The organism is Pantoea sp. X-Soil-YNGN-775 (genome assembly GCF_059730575.1).
The window spans coordinates 384,387-401,252 of sequence record NZ_AP035946.1 but is presented as its reverse complement, the minus strand read 5'-3'; the positions used below and the strand labels follow the sequence as shown (position 1 = coordinate 401,252).

12 protein-coding genes are annotated in these 16,866 nt (G+C 59.3%); 11 read left to right on the top strand and 1 reads right to left on the bottom strand.

Features of this window, described 5'->3' with window-relative positions:
* Positions 1–7: 7 nt before the first annotated feature.
* The 11 genes from AC6I8I_RS21780 to AC6I8I_RS21730 all read left to right on the top strand — a co-directional run bounded on the left by AC6I8I_RS21780 (position 8) and on the right by AC6I8I_RS21730 (position 14,360).
* Positions 8–1,300 carry a lysine N(6)-hydroxylase/L-ornithine N(5)-oxygenase family protein gene (locus AC6I8I_RS21780; RefSeq protein ID WP_497820939.1) on the top strand — a complete coding sequence of 431 codons (1,293 nt, stop codon included), beginning with the start codon at positions 8–10 and terminating at the stop codon, positions 1,298–1,300.
* A 1-nt stretch (position 1,301) separates the two neighbouring features.
* Positions 1,302–3,656 (top strand): GNAT family N-acetyltransferase, encoded by a 2,355-nt coding sequence (locus AC6I8I_RS21775; RefSeq protein WP_497828696.1) that lies wholly within the window; start codon positions 1,302–1,304, stop codon positions 3,654–3,656.
* A gap of 98 nt (positions 3,657–3,754) precedes the next feature.
* Positions 3,755–4,990 carry an MFS transporter gene (locus AC6I8I_RS21770; RefSeq protein WP_497828695.1) on the top strand — a complete coding sequence of 412 codons (1,236 nt, stop codon included), beginning with the start codon at positions 3,755–3,757 and terminating at the stop codon, positions 4,988–4,990.
* A gap of 170 nt (positions 4,991–5,160) precedes the next feature.
* Positions 5,161–6,795 carry a TIGR04028 family ABC transporter substrate-binding protein gene (locus tag AC6I8I_RS21765; protein ID WP_497828694.1) on the top strand — a complete coding sequence of 545 codons (1,635 nt, stop codon included), beginning with the start codon at positions 5,161–5,163 and terminating at the stop codon, positions 6,793–6,795.
* A 13-nt stretch (positions 6,796–6,808) separates the two neighbouring features.
* Complete coding sequence (locus AC6I8I_RS21760; RefSeq protein WP_497828907.1) at positions 6,809–7,750, top strand: ABC transporter permease; 942 nt, start codon at positions 6,809–6,811, stop codon at positions 7,748–7,750.
* Positions 7,747–8,598, top strand: coding sequence for an ABC transporter permease (locus AC6I8I_RS21755; RefSeq protein WP_497820935.1), 852 nt, complete (start codon positions 7,747–7,749; stop codon positions 8,596–8,598). Before AC6I8I_RS21760 ends, AC6I8I_RS21755 begins: the two co-directional genes overlap by 4 nt.
* Positions 8,595–10,229 (top strand): dipeptide ABC transporter ATP-binding protein, encoded by a 1,635-nt coding sequence (locus tag AC6I8I_RS21750; RefSeq protein WP_312054059.1) that lies wholly within the window; start codon positions 8,595–8,597, stop codon positions 10,227–10,229. Before AC6I8I_RS21755 ends, AC6I8I_RS21750 begins: the two co-directional genes overlap by 4 nt.
* The gene (locus AC6I8I_RS21745) at positions 10,226–11,230 is read left to right on the top strand and encodes a putative FMN-dependent luciferase-like monooxygenase (RefSeq protein WP_312054058.1); all 1,005 of its coding nucleotides are present in this window, start codon (positions 10,226–10,228) and stop codon (positions 11,228–11,230) included. The genes AC6I8I_RS21750 and AC6I8I_RS21745 overlap by 4 nt, the downstream gene beginning before the upstream one ends.
* 12 nt (positions 11,231–11,242) lie before the next feature.
* Entirely contained in the window at positions 11,243–12,352 is a 1,110-nt protein-coding gene (locus AC6I8I_RS21740) for an alkylhydroperoxidase domain protein (RefSeq protein WP_312054057.1), read from the top strand.
* 2 nt (positions 12,353–12,354) lie between these two features.
* A complete protein-coding gene (locus AC6I8I_RS21735; protein ID WP_497828693.1) occupies positions 12,355–13,494 on the top strand; it encodes an amidohydrolase in 1,140 nt (379 codons plus the stop codon).
* Positions 13,495–13,514: 20 nt separating this feature from the next.
* The gene (locus AC6I8I_RS21730) at positions 13,515–14,360 is read left to right on the top strand and encodes a VOC family protein (RefSeq protein WP_497828692.1); all 846 of its coding nucleotides are present in this window, start codon (positions 13,515–13,517) and stop codon (positions 14,358–14,360) included.
* Positions 14,361–14,433: 73 nt separating this feature from the next.
* Here AC6I8I_RS21730 and fhuE read toward each other — a convergent pair whose 3' ends face one another.
* Positions 14,434–16,659 carry a ferric-rhodotorulic acid/ferric-coprogen receptor FhuE gene (gene fhuE / locus AC6I8I_RS21725; protein ID WP_497828691.1) on the bottom strand — a complete coding sequence of 742 codons (2,226 nt, stop codon included), beginning with the start codon at positions 16,657–16,659 and terminating at the stop codon, positions 14,434–14,436.
* Positions 16,660–16,866: the final 207 nt, after the last annotated feature.

Here is a 16,866-nt window from a genome sequence, read left to right as displayed (position 1 = left end):
CGCCAACATGAACAACACTGTCTATGATTTTATCGGTATTGGTATCGGCCCGTTTAACCTTAGTCTGGCCTGCCTGAGTGAACCGGTTGAAGGACTGAACGGTCTTTTCCTTGACCAGAATCCGGGGTTTGACTGGCACACCGGCATGATGCTGGAAAGCGCCCATTTGCAGACCCCCTTTATGGCCGATCTGGTGACGCTGGCCGATCCAACCAGTCGCTATAGCCTGCTTAACTACATGAAGGAAAAGGGAAAGATATACTCTTTTTATATCCGGGAAGACTTTTTCCTGATGCGCAAAGAGTATAACCAGTACTGCCAGTGGGCCAGCTCGAAACTGAGTAATCTGCGCTGGAACCGTCACGTTGACTATGTCAGCTACGACGAGTCGATTGGCGCTTACCGGCTTAGCGTTACCAATACCGTCAGCGGTGAGACGCAGCAGTGGCTGGCACGCCAGCTGATTCTCGGCACCGGCCCCACCGCCTGGATGCCGGAATGCAGCACTCCGCATCGCGCGCGCCTGACCCACTCCAGCGAATATCTGCGCCACAAAGCCGCGTTGCAGGCGCGGCGTTCGATCACCGTGTTAGGCAGCGGCCAGAGCGCAGCGGAAATTTACTACGATCTGCTGAGCGACATTGACCGCTTTGGCTATCAGCTCAACTGGATCACCCGCGCGCCGCGTTTCTATCCGCTGGAATACACCAAGCTGACGCTGGAGATGACCTCGCCGGAATGGGTGGATTATTTCCATGATCTGCCGCCAGCCCGGCGCGACGAACTGAACGCCGGTCATAAAAATCTCTATAAAGGCATCAATAGCAGCCTGATCAACGATATTTACGATCTGATGTACATCAAGCAGCTGGACGGCGATCTGAACGTCAACCTGTTTACCCACTCGGCTCTGACCGGGATGCGTTGGCTGCCGCAGGGGGAATTTGAACTGACGCTGCATCAGCAAGAGCAGGATTGCACCTTCACCCGTCGGACCGAAGGGCTGGTGATGGCGACCGGCTATCACTATCGTCCACCGATGTTCCTTGAGGGCATCAGCCAGCGGCTGCGCTGGGATGACAAGGGGCGCTACGACGTACAGCGCAACTACAGCATCGATTATCACAACCAAATCTTTGTCCAGAACGCTGAACTGCATACCCACGGTTTCGTCACGCCCGATCTTGGCATGGCCTGCTATCGCAATTCGGTGTTACTGCGCGAACTGACCGGACGGGAAATCTATCCGGTTGAACGTCAAATTGCCTTCCAGACCTTCCCGGCACAATCGGAGCACTGATATGTCATCACACGTAATTTTCAGCGCCGCCCGTCCGGCTGGCAACTTCAGCCTCAGACCGTTACGCGCCGCCGATATGCCGCTGATTCACCAGTGGGTCAGCCGCGACTATGCCCGCTTCTGGGGAATGCAGCAGCTGAGCCTTGAGCAGGTCAGCGCCTTTTACCAGACGCTGACCGCCACCGATCCCCACGCAGCGCTGATCGGCTGCTGCGATGAGCGGCCGATCTGCCTGATCGAATGCTATCGCGCCTGTGACGATGAGGTCGGCAAGTTTTATCCGGCCGCACCGGATGATTACGGCATGCACATCCTGATTGCGCCCGCCAGTCAGCCGATTAAGGCCTTTAGCTGGCAGGTTTTCACTCTGGCGATGGACTATCTGTTCAGCCGGCCAGAGGTCGGTCGGGTGGTGGTTGAGCCGGATGTGCGCAACGAAAAAATCCATCGGCTGAACCAGCGTGCCGGTTTCCGTTATCAGCACACCATCGATATGGGTCACAAGACCGCCTGGCTGGCGTTTTGCCAGCGTGAAGATTATCAATATGCGCTACTGCAGGAGTCACCGACTATGAATACCATCCCCTCGTTACTCAACGGTGCGCATCTGACGGGCGACCACTGGGCGCGGGCTAACCGTCTGCTGATCCGCAAAGCGATAGCCGAATTTGCGCATGAAAAAATTATCGCCCCGGCGGAAACCCGTCCGGGCAACTATGCGCTGGCGGTGCCGGGCGGCGAAGCGAGCTATCATTTCCGCGCCGCCCGGCTGGCGCTGGATCACTGGGAAATCGCGGCGGATTCGCTCAGCAAACAGCAAAACGGTCATGCGCTGCCGCTGGATGCCTTGCAGTTCATCGTTGAGTTTAATCGGCAGATCGGCATTAGCCAGGCGCTGCTGGCGACCTACATGGAAGAGATCAGCAGCACGCTGTGCAGCAGCGTGTATAAGCTGCAAAAGTATAATCCCGACAGCCAGGCGCTGGTGAAGGCAGATTTTCAGACGGTCGAAGCCGCCATGACCGAAGGACATCCCTGCTTTGTCGCTAACAATGGCCGTATCGGTTTTGACGCCCGCGACTATCTGGCGTTTGCCCCTGAAGCGGCAGCGCCGATCCAGCTGACCTGGGTAGCGGTACATCAGCGCAATGCGCACTTCTCCAGCATCAGCGATCTGAGTTATGAACAACTGATGCGCGATGAGCTGGGTGAAGCGACGGTGTCCGCCTTTCATCAGCAACTGATCGCCAAAGGGCTGGCGGTGGAAGAGTATATTCTGATGCCGGTTCACCCCTGGCAGTGGCAGAACAAGCTGCTGACGGTTTTTGCGGCCGACATTGCTCATCAGGATATTGTCTACCTTGGCAGCGGTGACGATCGCTACCAGGCGCAGCAGTCGATCCGTACCTTCTTTAACCGCAGCCAGCCGAGCCGGCGCTACGTCAAAACCGCGCTGTCAGTGCTTAACATGGGCTTTATGCGCGGCCTGTCGCCCTATTACATGTCGACCACACCCGCCATAAATCAGTGGCTGGAAAAATTAGTGGCTGACGATGCATGGCTGCAGGCGTGCGACTTCCGCATCCTGCGGGAAGTGGCGGCGGTCGGGTATCACAATCGTTATTACGAGCAGGCGATTAAAGGCGACTCTGCCTACAAGAAGATGTTCGCCGCACTGTGGCGCGACAACCCGGTGGCCAGCCTTAAACCCGGCCAGCGTCTGATGACCATGGCCTCTTTCCTGCACATCGATCAGCATCAGCAGGCTTTACTGCCGGCGCTGATCGCAGATTCCGGCGTGCCGGCAAGGCAGTGGATCGAACGCTATCTGCGCTGCTATCTCAGCCCGCTGTTGCACTGCTTTTATCAGCACGATCTGGTCTTCATGCCCCACGGCGAGAACCTGATTATGCTGCTGGAAAATAACGTGCCGGTCAGTGCTTATATGAAAGACATTGGCGAGGAGATTGCGGTGATGAATCCGGATGCGGTACTGCCGGACAAGGTGCAGCGACTGGCGGTTGAGGTGCCGGAAAACCTCAAGTTGCTGTCGATCTTTACCGACGTGTTTGACTGCATCTTCCGCTTCATCAGTGCGATCCTGCATCAATCGGCGACGCTGGCGGAGGACGATTTCTGGCAGGCAGTGGCGCAGTGCGTCAAAGATTACCAGCAGGCACATCCGGAATTAGCCAGCAAGTTTTCGCGCTACGACCTGTTCGCCCCGACCTTCACCCGATCCTGCCTGAATCGCCTGCAGCTGGCGAATAATCAGCAGATGATCAACCTCGCCGATCCGGCTGAAAATCTTAAATTTGCCGGCACGCTGGAAAACCCGATTGCCCGCTGGCGCTGATCGTCTGCAGGCAGATTTCGGGTTACGTGACGCGGTCACTTTTGGTGGCCGCGTTGTTGTTGTATTTCAGCAATCTTCACTTCAGGACGCTTTACGTCATGGCTTGTTTACCTTCGGTTTTCCACCGGACGCGCCGCCCGTTCATTTTCCCGTTATCGCTGGTGTTGTTTGAATTTGCCACCTATATCGCCCATGACATGGTCCAGCCGGGCATGCTGCTGGTGACCCAGCAGTTTGGCGTCGGGCCGGAATGGGTCTCCGCTTCGCTGTCGGCTTATCTCGCCGGGGGCATCATGCTGCAATGGCTGTTGGGTCCGCTCTCCGACCGTGTCGGTCGGCGCCCGGTGATGCTGTCCGGCGTGGCCTTTTTTATGCTCGCCTGTCTGGCAACCCACTGGGCGCACAGTATCGGGCAGTTTGTGTTGCTGCGTTTTCTGCAGGGATTCAGCCTGTGCTTTATTGGGGCGGTTGGCTACGCCGCCGTACAGGAAACCTTCAGCGAAGCGCGCAGCGTCAGAATCATGGCGCTGATGGCCAATGTCGCGCTGCTGGCACCGCTGGCCGGTCCGCTGGCGGGCGCGGCGTTTCTGTCGGTCGGTGACTGGCGCACCCTGTTCGCGCTGTTTGCGGCCCTGACCGCAGTGGCGCTGGCGGGCCTGTGGTACGCGATGCCGGAAACCTCGGGCGATCGGACCGCCTCGCTGTCGCTGGCCTCAATAGGCAAAGGCTACCTTGCGCTGCTGCGTGATAGACAGGTGATGCGCGGTGCGCTGGCAATTGGCCTGGTGACCGTGCCCTGCATGACGTGGGTGGCGTTATCGCCGGTGATTCTGATCCAGTCTGCCGGGCTGAGCCGGATGGGTTATGCGCTGCTGCAGCTGCCGGTTTTCGCGGCGATGATCGCCGGTAACCTGACGCTAAGCCGCCTGACCAGCCGTCTGTCGATTGAGCAACCGCTGCGGCTGGGGGCCTGGCCGGTGGTCTGCGGCCTGGCGATCGCCCTCTGTGCCGTGCTGGTCGACACGCAGAGCTATGGCTGGCTGACGGCGGGGCTGAGTCTGTATGGCTTCGGCACCGGGCTGGTCAGTGCCGGACTCTATCGCCTGACGCTGTTTTCCAGCCATGCCGGCAAAGGCAGCGTGGCGGCGATGCTGGGAATGGTGAGCATTCTGGTGATTGCGCTGGGGATTGAAGCCGCCAAAGCCGCCTGGTTCAGCAGCGGCAGCCGGGGTTTCAGCCTGGTTAATCTCAGCTGCGGTCTGCTGTGGCTGGCGCTGTTAGCCGGTTTTTTACGTGAAAATCAGCGCCGCCAGGCGCTGCGCACGACGCAATAATCTTCACCCTGGCCGCCCGGCGGGCAGTAGCCATTCTTTTGATCACATCGCTCCGGCCGGGCATTTATTTTTTTCAGATAAGCTATGACCAATTCATTAGTTTATCTGCGAGTTGCGTCATTCGATGATGATTCCGTCTGCTGAGACAATTGATAACAAAGGAATTCATTATGAAGACGTTTTTTCACCGTGCGCCGCGTTCGCCTGCGCTGGTGTTGAGTTTACTCGCCGGCAGTTTTGCCGTTAATGCCGTGGCCGCACCGGTCAAAGGCGGCACGCTGATTTATCTGGAGCAGCAGGCACATACCAATCTCTATCCTCCTGCCGGCGGCTTTTATCCGAATGGCGGTATTCTGAATCAGATCACCGACAAGTTAACCTGGCAGAACCCGGAAACTTTGCAGGTGGAACCCTGGATTGCCGAGAGCTGGACCACCAACGCCGATAAAACTCAGTACACCTTTAAACTTCGTCCCGGCGTGACCTTCTCCGATGGCACGCCATTGGATGCCAATGCGGTGGCGAAAAACTTCGATACCTACGGGCTGGGTAACAAAGCTTTGCGCCTGCCGGTGTCAGAGGTGATCAATAATTACGATCACAGCGAAGTCATCGATCCGCTGACGGTGAAGTTCTATTTTAAACAGCCGTCACCGGGGTTCCTGCAGGGCACTGCCACTATCGGCTCCGGGCTGGTTTCACTCAGCACGCTGGCGCGCAGCTTCGATCAGCTGGGCGACGCCCGCCATATTATCGGCTCCGGACCCTTTGTGATCAGCGATGAAAAGCTGGGGCGCGAAGTCGACCTGGTGGCGCGTAAAGATTACCGCTGGGGACCCGTAAACGGTCAGCAGCAGGGTCCGGCCAATCTTGACGGCATTAAAGTGCTGGTCACCCCGGAAGATAGCGTGCGCATTGGTGCGCTGCTGGCCGGTCAGGCCGATTTTATCCGCCAGGTTCAGGCCTATGATGAGAAACAGGCCAGCGAACAGAACTTTCCGATCTATGCCGCGCCGACCCGGGGCGTCAACGATAGCCTGAGCTTCCGCCCGGATAATCCGCTGGTCAGCGATATCCGGGTTCGTCAGGCGTTATTGCACGCCACCAACGCGAAGCAGGTAGTGGATACGCTGTTCTCCGCTAACTATCCGCAGGCCACCTCGGTGGTAGCGAAAAGCGCGGCGGGTTACGTCAATCTGGCTGACAAACTGACCTTCGATCTGGCGAAAGCCAGGGCACTGCTGGATCAGGCCGGCTGGCAGCCGGGTGCCGACGGCATTCGTCAGAAAGCGGGTCAGCGGCTGGCGCTCACCGTGTATGAATCCTTACCGCAGCCGCAGAACAAAGAGGTACTGCAACTGGTGGCGCAGCAGTGGCGTCAGGTGGGTGTCGCGCTGACGGTGAAGGCCGGTGATGCCGGCAGTAAAACGCTGGATAATCTCGATCCGCTTAAAACCCCGCTTAACGTCACCGAAGTTGGCCGCGCCGATCCGGACGTGATTAAGAGCAGCTTCTATCCGGCTAACCGCGACAACCTGCTGCAGAAAGGCGGCTCCAGCGACAAAGTCAAAAACTTCCGTGACGACCGGCTTAACCAGCTGCTGGTGGCGATCTCAGCCGAGGTCGATCCAGCTAAACGGCTCCAGCTGACCGGCGACGTGCAGCGTTATCTGCTCGATCAGGCCTACGTCATTCCTATCTTCGAAGAGCCACAGGTTTATGCCGGTGCACCCTGGCTGAAAGGGGTGAAGTTTGAAGCGGTAGGCCGTCCGGCGCTGTATAGCGCCTGGCTGGAAAAACATTAAACCGGAGTTGATGATGCGCCACTACTTGTTGCATCGGGCAGGACTGGGGCTGCTGGTCCTGTGGGCCGCGTTTACCCTGTCATTTTTCCTGTTGCAGGTGCTGCCGGGCGATGCGGTACTGATTAAGTTCCAGAATCCCGATCTCGGCCTCAGCCCACAGCAGATTGCTGAGATGCGTCAGGCTTATGGCGCAGACAGTCCGCTGTGGCAGCAATATCTGCATACGCTGGCCGCCATGCTGCACGGTGACTTTGGCTATTCGGTTCAGGCGGGCGTGCCGGTCAGCCAGCAGCTGGTGGCCAACCTGCCGGGCACCCTGCGTCTGGCGTTGTGCGGATTTTTACTGGCGACGCTGCTGGCGTTTGCGCTGGCGGCGCTCTCGCGCCACCCGGCGCTGCGCGGCCTGCGTAATCTGCTGCAATCGCTGCCAGCGCTGTTTATCTCGGTTCCGACCTTCTGGCTGGGGATCGCCTTAATACAGCTGTTCTCATTTCAGCTGCGCTGGATTCCGGTGATCAATCCCTCGCCGTGGCAGGGACTGATTCTGCCGATTATCACCGTGGCGATCCCGATCTCCGCGCCGCTGGCGCAGATTCTGTTGCGCAGTATTGATGAGGTCTCAACCCGACCGTTTGTGGCGGTAGTCAGAGCCAAAGGTGCCAGCGAAGGCTACGTGCTGTGGCGGCACGTGCTGCGTAACGCCCTGCTGCCGGTGCTGACGGTGGCCGGTTTACTGCTGGGTGAACTGATCGCCGGCGCGCTGATCACCGAGACGGTGTTTGGTCTGGGCGGCCTTGGCCAGCTCACACAGCAGGCGGTGAATAATCAGGACGTGGCGGTGCTGCAGGCGGTGGTGGTGATTTCAGCGCTGGGCTTTGTGGTGATTAACCTGGTGGTGGATTTGCTGATTCCGCTGCTTGATCCGCGCTTACAACTGTTGAGAAGCACACCATGAGTCTGGTTGATTATGCCGCGGCGCGACGCCCGGCACGGGCGAAGAGAGGTGCTGTCAGCCGGCAGCCCGGCTTATGGCTGGCGGCGCTGGTGATGCTGCTGGCTATGCTGGCGGCGCTGTTTCCTGGCCTGTTTACAGATGCCAGCCCGGTTGAAGGCGTGGCTGGCGCCCAGCGTCTGGCGCCGCAGGCCGGTCACTGGCTGGGTACCGATCAGCTGGGACGCGACCTGTTTGCCCGCATCGTTTACGGCGCGTCACACTCGCTGTCAGCGGCGTTTATTGCGGTGGCGATTGGGTTGGTTATCGGCACCGCGCTCGGCCTGATCGCCGGTGCGACAGGCGGCAAAACCGAATCGGTACTGATGCGGCTGGTCGATGTGCTGCTCTCAATTCCGGCGCTGTTACTCTCGCTGAGCCTGCTGATTCTGCTCGGTTTCGGCACGGTGAACGCGGCGCTGGCGGTGGGCACCGCCTCGATCGCCAGCTTCGCCCGGCTGGCGCGCGCTGAAGTGGTGCGCATCCGCCACAGCGACTATGTCGAAGCGGCCTATGGCAGCGGCGGCCGCTTTTTCACCGTGCTGTGGCGTCACATTTTGCCGAATGCGCTCAGCCCGGTCATCGCCTATGCCGCACTGCAGTTTGGGCAGGCCATTCTGGCGCTCTCAACCCTGAGTTTTCTTGGCTACGGCACGCCGCCGCCGATCCCGGAATGGGGATTACTAATCGCCGAAGGCCGTAATTATCTGGCCACCGCCTGGTGGCTGACCACTTTTCCTGGCGTGGTGGTGGTGGCTGTCGTGCTCGCCGCTAACCGTATCAGTCAGCAACTGTCAGGAGGCCAGCGATGAGCAGGCAACCGTTACTCGCCGTCGATCAACTTACCCTGAGTTATCGCAGCGGCAATCTGTGGCAACCGGTAGTGCACAATGTCAGCTTTACGCTTAACGCCGGGGAGATGGTGGCGCTGGTGGGTGAATCCGGATCGGGCAAAACCACCACCGCGCAGGCCATTATCGGGCTGATGGCGGATAACGGCCGCCGTGAACACGGGGAGATCCGGCTCAACGGCGTCGATATCAGCCAGTGGTCGCAGAAGCGTTTCGATTCGCTGCGCGGTGCGCAGATCAGTCTGGTGCCGCAGGACCCCGGCAATTCCCTTAATCCGGTGAAAACCATCGGCGAGCAGGTGGCAGAAATTCTGCGTCTGCACCGGACGAGTTCCAGCGCCGAGCGCCAGCAGCGGGTGATTGAGTTGCTGAACCGCGTCGGGCTTAGCCATCCGGAACAGCGCATTCACCAGTTTCCGCATCAGCTGTCGGGCGGGATGAAGCAGCGGGTATTGATCGCCATTGCGCTTGCCCTGCAGCCGGCGTTGATTATCGCTGATGAGCCAACCAGCGCGCTGGATGTAACGGTGCAAAAGCGCATACTTGACCTGCTGGATCAGCTGCGGCGTGAGTCGGGAACCGCCGTGTTGTTTGTAACGCATGACCTGGCGCTGGCGGCCCAGCGGGCTGACCGGATTATGGTATTCCGCCACGGTGAAATTCAGGAATCTGCTCCGGCGACCCGTCTGATCAGCGCGCCGACGCATCCTTATACCCGACAGTTGCTGCAGGACGCCACCCCGCAACGGCGTTCCCGCACTCAGCCTCTGCGGGCGAATTTTTCTGCCCCCGCCATCCAGGTTACCGCTATCGCAAAAAGTTTTGCCCTCGGTAAACAGCAGCGGTTACAGGCGCTGGATCAGGTCAGTTTTCAGGTGGCACGCGGCACCACCCATGCGCTGGTCGGGGAATCCGGATCGGGTAAAACCACGCTGGCGCGCATCGTCATGGGATTTGAAACGGCGGACAGCGGTACGGTGACGCTGGACGGCGATATTGTCAACGGACTGCGCGGTGAAGCACTGCGTCAGCTGCGACGCAAAATCCAGTTTGTTTATCAGAATCCGTTTGCCTCGCTCGATCCGCGTCAGACGCTGTTTGAGATCATCGAAGAGCCGTTACGTAACTTTGAGCGCCTGAGCCGCGAAGTGCGTCGGCAGCGGGTCGAGGCGGTGACCGACAGAGTGGCGCTGCCGCTGAGCCTGTTGTCGCGTCGGCCGCATCAGCTCTCCGGTGGCCAGCGTCAGCGGGTAGCGCTGGCGCGCGCGCTGATCGCCGAACCGCAGATACTGGTGCTGGATGAAGCGACCTCGGCGCTCGATGTCACGGTACAGGCGCAGATCCTCGATCTGTTGCAGCAGTTACAGGCGGATCTGGGGCTGACCTATCTGTTTATTACCCACGATTTAGCCACGGTGCGGCAGATTGCCGACAGCGTAACGGTGTTAAAAGCCGGACAGGTGGCAGAGCAAGGTGACGTTGTCACGCTGTTTTCATCCCCGCGTCATCCTTACACCCGTGAATTAATCGACGCCATCCCTCCTCTTATTCCATTGAACACGCTTCCCCTGAAGACTAAGGAGTCAGCATGACCCGTCGCCTCGGCTTTTTTACCCGCCTGCTGGATAAGGTGCCTGCAAAGCAGCGTTACCGGCTGGCAACCGAACAGATTCAGCACGCGGAGCGATGTGGTTTTGATAACGCCTGGGTGGCGCAGCACCATTTTCATCAGGATGAAGGCGGGCTGCCGTCGCCGCTGCTGTTTCTGGCGCACGTTGCAGCGATCACCCGCTCTATCCGGCTCGGTACCGCCATTATCACCCTGCCGATGGAGAATGCGCTGCGGGTCGCCGAAGATGCTGCGGTGCTGGATCAGCTGGCGGATGGCCGGCTGGAAATCGGGCTGGGATCGGGCGGTACGCCGTCGTCATTTCACGCATTTGGTCAGCGTTTTGACGCGCGAGGCGTGGCGTTTGCAGAACATCTGCATACCCTGCTCAGCGCCTGGCGAGGCGATTCGCTCGGCCATCCTGATAACCATCTCTATCCGGCAGCGACACAACTGGCCGATCGCGTCTGGATCGCCACATTCTCAGTGGAAGGTGCGGTACGCGCGGCACAGGGCGGACACGGTCTGATGCTGTCCCGCACCCAGCCGCGCCCGGCCGACCAACCGGCGTTACCGCTTGATGCGCTGCAAAACCCGCTGATTGATGCCTATCTGGCGGCGCTACCGGCGGGCGTGACGCCCCGCATTCTCGCCTCCCGCACCGCTTTTGTCGCGGACTCGACGGCGTATGCACGCCAGGTGGCCGAGCCGGGCATTCGCCAGCAGGCGCAACAGTATCGCGCGGGCGGACATCAATTGCGCGGCGAACGCTTCGACGATCTGCTGGCGCAGTTTGATGCCCACGTCGGGGATGTCGCGACGGTTCAGCGCTCGCTGGCACAGGACAGCACGCTATTGCGCGTCACCGATATCTCTTTTCAGGTGCACTCCGTTGAGCCGTCGCATGCTGACACGCTGCGCTCGATCGAACTGATTGCCGAACATCTTGCGCCAGCGCTTCGTGCGGCTGGCGAACCTCGCTAACAGGAGCACGTTATGACTCAAGCTGACGATCTGCTAAACGCACTGGCCGATATCGCCCCCGATTCTGACCTGGCACAAGCGCGCCAGGCCCGCCACGCCGCCACCCAGCATACCCAGGGCAGTTATGCGGTGCTGTTCGGCCAGCAGGAGGATGATTTTCCGCTGCCTGAACGGCTGGCATTGGCCGCGCAGCTGGCGGAGTGGCATGACCAGCCGGGCCTGCAGGCACACTATTTACACCTGCGATCGTCGCAGCCGGGCGGCGTCTCTGAGCGCGATCGGGCCGCCGAAGCGTTTGCCCGACGCCTGACCTTCGAACCGGTCAGCGCCGCACCGGCACACATTGCCGAATTGCAGCAGGCGGGCTGGAGCCCACGCGGCATTGTCACGCTGGCGCAGCTGGTGGCTTTTATCAGTTTCCAGAGCCGGTTGCTGGCCGGTCTGCGTGCATTACAGGGCGATGTGGCACAGGGAGACGCGTCGCCGGTGGTGGCTGGTCACTGGCACGATGCGCCGCACACCGCCAGTGGCAAGAGGGCCGTCACCGCCTTTACCCAGCGTGAACTGGGCTGGGAACCCTGGCTGGCGGCGAAACCGCTGGCGGAGTTCAGTGCGGATGAACAGGCTACACTGGCTAAATTTGGTCATAGCGACTCCGATTATTTCCGCCTGCTGGCGCGTAACCTGCCGCTGCTGGAACAGCGCACCCTGACTGACAAAGGCATTTTCTACACCGCTGGCGGTCTGCCGCGCGCTGAACGGGAACTGGCGGCAACGGTCGTGAGTAAGGTCAACGGATGTATTTATTGTGCGTCGGTCCATGCGCGCAAAGCCAGTCAGTTAGCGAAGCAGGATGATGCGATTCAGAAACTGCTGAACGTCGCGCCGGGAGCGGTGTTGTCCCACGGCCAAAGCCCGCGCTGGCAGGCGCTGATCGCTTTCGCGGCGGCGCTATCGGTCACACCGGTGCGGCTGACGCAACAGCATATCGATGCGGTGCGTGATCAGGGGCTGGACACCCTTGCCCTGCTCGATCTGATCCAGTCCAGTGCCTTTTTTGCCTGGGCGAACCGCCTGATGCTGACGCTGGGTGAACCTTTTCTGCCGCAACAACAGGGATAACCATGACATTGTTTTCAACTGAACAACTGGTGCAGTGGCGTCGCGAATTGCATCAGCATCCGGAATTATCCAGTCACGAATTCGCTACCACCGAGCGCATCACCTGCTGGCTGGAACAGGCGGGCATCCGCCTGCTGCCGCTGGGACTGAAAACCGGCGTAGTGGCGGAAATGGGCGACGGACCGGCGCTGATCGCACTGCGTGCCGATATCGATGCGCTGCCAATTGATGAAATCACTGACCGGCCGTGGCGCTCACAGCAACCGGGCGTGATGCACGCCTGCGGTCACGATCTGCATACTGCGGTGATGCTGGGTGTTGCTCTGCAACTGAAACAGCGTGAAGCCACGCTGCCTGGCCGGGTGCGGTTCCTGTTTCAGCCGGCGGAAGAGACCTTTCACGGCGCACGACAGCTGATCGATGCCGGTGCGCTGGAGGGCGTGCAGGCCATCTTTGGTCTGCACAATGCGCCTGATCTGCCGCTGGGTACGCTGCGGACCCGCCCGGGCGCGTTCTACGCTAACGTTGATCGCTTCGTCATCCGGGTTAAGGGCAAAGGCGCACACGCCGCGCGGCCGCAGGAAGGCATCGATTCTATTGTGATTGCCAGCCACATTGTGACCGCTTTGCAGACGCTGCCGAGCCGGGTATTCAGTTCGCTCGAGACGGTAGTGCTGAGCGTGACGCGCTTTACCGCCGGCAACACCTGGAATGTGCTGCCAGAAAGCGTCGAGCTGGAAGGCACGGTGCGAACCCATAACAGCGAGATTCGGGCGCAGATCCCGCAGCGGATTAGCGCATTAATTCAGGGCATCGCTGCCGGCTTTGGTGCCACCGCTGAACTGGAATGGACGGAAGGCCCACCGGCATTGATCAATACGCCAGCCTGGGTAGATGTGGCACTGGAACTGGCGCAGGAAACCGGCTATCTGGCCGAGCGCGCAGCCACCCCGCAGATGGGCGGCGAAGATTTCGCTTTCTATCTGCAACAGGTGCCTGGGGCATTTGTCAGTATCGGAAGCGCCAGCACGTATGGATTGCATCATGCGGGTTTCGATCCTGATGAAGCGCTGATCGAGCCTGCGGTGAACTACTTCACCCGCCTGGCGCCACGCGCGTTGCAGATTGTGGCGGCACAATGACCAAAAGAAGGAATCTGCTGATGTCTGTCCCTGTCCCACAACCGATTCTCGATCACGCTGTGATCAACGTCGCCGATCAGCTGGATGCGGCCAGCGCGCTGTTTCGTCGCCTCGGGTTTCAGCTGACCGAACGGGGCCATCACTCGCTGGGGTCTAGTAACCATCTGGCTGTGTTCGGCGAAAACTATCTTGAGTTATTAGGCTATGAGCCGGGCAAGGCCGCCCGGCGTGCCGATCTGTGGCAAGCGCCACCTGGGCTGAGCGGACTGGTGTGGAAGAGTAGCGAGGCCGAAAGTGAATATCAGCATCTGCAGCGGCAGGATCTGGATGGCGATCCCCCCGCCAGCTTTCACCGGCCGGTTACCCTGCCCGATGGCGCGGTGAGTGAAGCGCGTTTTCGCACCGTGCGGCTGCGCCCGTCTTTAATCCCCAACGGACGCAGTTTTTTTTGTCAGCATCTGACGCCGGAAGCGGTGTGGCAGCCGGCGTGGCAGGCGCATCCAAACGGTGTGCGCAATATCAGTGAGTTCGTGATTGTGGCGCAGGACCCGGCCCTGTCGGCGCAGGTCTACAGCCACCTGTTTGGCAGCGGAAAAATTATCGCCTGCCCGGAAGGCGCTTTTGTGTTGCGCGCAGGGGCTGCCACGGTGCGTTTTGCTTCGGCAGACTATGCGCAGCAGCGCTTTGGGCCGCTGCCGGAAGATTATGATGGCAGTTCGCGGATGGTAGCGCTGGGCTTTGTTAGCGACGATCTGGCCAAAGTTAAAACGGCGCTGCTGGCGGGCGACGTCAGGTTTGAACAACAGCCGGAGGCGATTCTGGTTGAAGCAGGACAGGGTTTTCATCTGGCCTTACGCTTTACCTGAGGCCGGCAGCCAGCGGAATATCGCAAAAAAAACGCCTCTGCTGAGGCGTTTTATCGTTGATGAACCGCGATGATCAGAAGGTGTAGCTGGCAGTAACCGAGACGTTACGCGGTTCGCCATAGACCACCGAGCTGGCGACGTTAGTGTCGTACTCTTTATCAAACAGGTTATTCAGATTGCCCTGCAGCGTCAGGTTTTTACTGACCTGATAGCGGGCAAACAGATCAACCAGTGCATAGCTTCCCTGACGGGCGCGCCAGGTGCCGTTGCCTTCCGGTGCACCGACGTCGTTCCAGACGTGGGTTTGCCAGTTTACTCCGCCGCCCAGCGTCAGCTGTTGCAGCGCAGGCAGGCGATAACTGGTGAACAGGTTGAAGCTGGTCTGCGGCAGTTGCGGATTAAAGGTGCTGCCGTCGCGGTTTTCTGCAATGTAGCGCGTGCCGCCGAAGGTCATCTGCCAGTAATCGGTCAGTGCGCCGTTGACTTCAAACTCTACGCCGCGGCTGACCACGCCTTTACGGCCAATGTAGGCCACATCACCCGAGCCTTTTACCGTCTGGGTAGTGGCTTCGCCGACGTTATCCAGTTCGGTACGGAACACCGACAGTGAGGTGGTAAAACGGCTGTTCATCCAGTCAGATTTCAGGCCCGCTTCGTAGTTTTTACCGATCACCGGCGCCAGATACGCGCCGTTGACGTCGCGATAATCCTGCGGCTGGAACACTGAGGTGTAGCTGGCATAAGCGGACCAGTTTTCAGCGAAGTCAAAGATCAGCCCGCCGTAAGGCGTGGTGTTGTTCTTCTCCATCTCGCCGGTCGGGGTTTCGCGATTCCAGTTGGTGTAACGGGCACCGACGATCAAATGCAACGGATCGGCGAGTGAGAGGCGGGTCGCCATGTAAGTTGATTTCTGGCGCACCAGCTGGGTGTCGCTGGCGGGCAAGCGTGGCGTCCAGTCGGATTCCGGATACTGACCGTTATAATCATTGAAATTACCCAGCGACTCAGGAGAGATATTTTCGAAGGTGCTGAAGTATTTGTTGTCCTGACGGCTGTAGTTCACGCCGACCATCAGTTCATGCTGGCGGCCAAACAGTTCATAGGGACCACTGGCGAAGGCATCAACCGCATCCACCTTACGCTTGCCGGTGTTGTAGCCGGTTCCGCCGACCACCGGATAGTTGGCGTAGGAGGAGTATCCGACGCCGGTATTCTTATCAAAGAATCCGTCAAGATAGAGCTGTTTACTGTCGAGCCGCATCTCGTTGTGCGCGCCATTCAGCGTGATGTTCCAGCCGTTATCGAAGTCCTGTTTCAGGTTCACAAACAGTTTACGGTTCTCTTTATCGTTATAGGCCCAGTCCGGCGCGGTGTTGTAGCCGCGACGGCTGTGAATCTGACTGCCGTCGGTATACCAGCGTGGTGCACCGCCCCACATGGTGGAGTCTGTATTCACCTGGCTGAACTCATAGCCGACCGACAGCGTGGTCGAATCGGTCAGGTCGGCGTCAACCACGCCATAGACAAACTGCTTTTTTGCACCGTAGCGCTCAATGAAACTGTTGTTATCCTGCCAGCCGGCAATCAGTCGGCCACGCACGTTGCCCGAATCGCTCAGCGGCGCAGAGAGATCGGCCACATAACGCTGCTTGTTCCAGCTGCCGTAACTGGCGGAGACGGTGCCGCCGAATTCTTTGCTGTCGGCGTGCTTACGCACCATGTTGATGGCAGCGGAGGGGTTGCCTGGCCCGGTCAGCAGGCCGGTTGCGCCGCGCACCACTTCTACCCGTTGGTACAGCGCCATGTCGGTCTGGGCGTCACCCAGGTTCCAGCGGGCGGCGAATGCGGTCGGGATGCCGTCAACCATGTAGTTGTCGATCATGAAGCCGCGCGAATAGTAGTTGGTGCGGTCCATGTCACCACTGATCCCGCGAATGCCGGTGGTGTTAGAGAGCACATCATTCAGCGACTGAAGCTGCTGATCTTCCATTCGTTGCTTGCTGACAATACTGACAGACTGCGGCACATCACGCACCGTACCGAGCATTTTGGTGCCCGCGCGGGTCACCGGAACGCTGTAATCGCTGGCCGGAGATGACGCTGCCGCGCCCTCTGTTTGTGCTGAGGCGCTGACCGTCATGGTCTGGTTGTCGCTGGCGGCTGGCGGAGACGTTTCTGCGGCACGGGCGGCATTATGTGCCAGCGAGGTGGCAATCATGGCGGCCAGTAAGGAGTAGCGTAGCGGGCGCTGACGGGCCGACACGCACCTTTCCCTGGCATGCTGAACATCAAAAGACATCGTTAATTCCTCAAATTATTATGATTTTTATGCTGCCACTGTTCACGACCATGCTTCCTGCTGGCATGTCTGCCCTGCTTATGGTTTGAGGAACCAAAACCCTTCCCTGAGCGCCTGGGCGCGGGTGTGATGTTTATTTAAAACAAATGAGAAATATACGCATTGCGATTATCATTGCAAGAATTTGTTAGCAAATGATGCGAATTT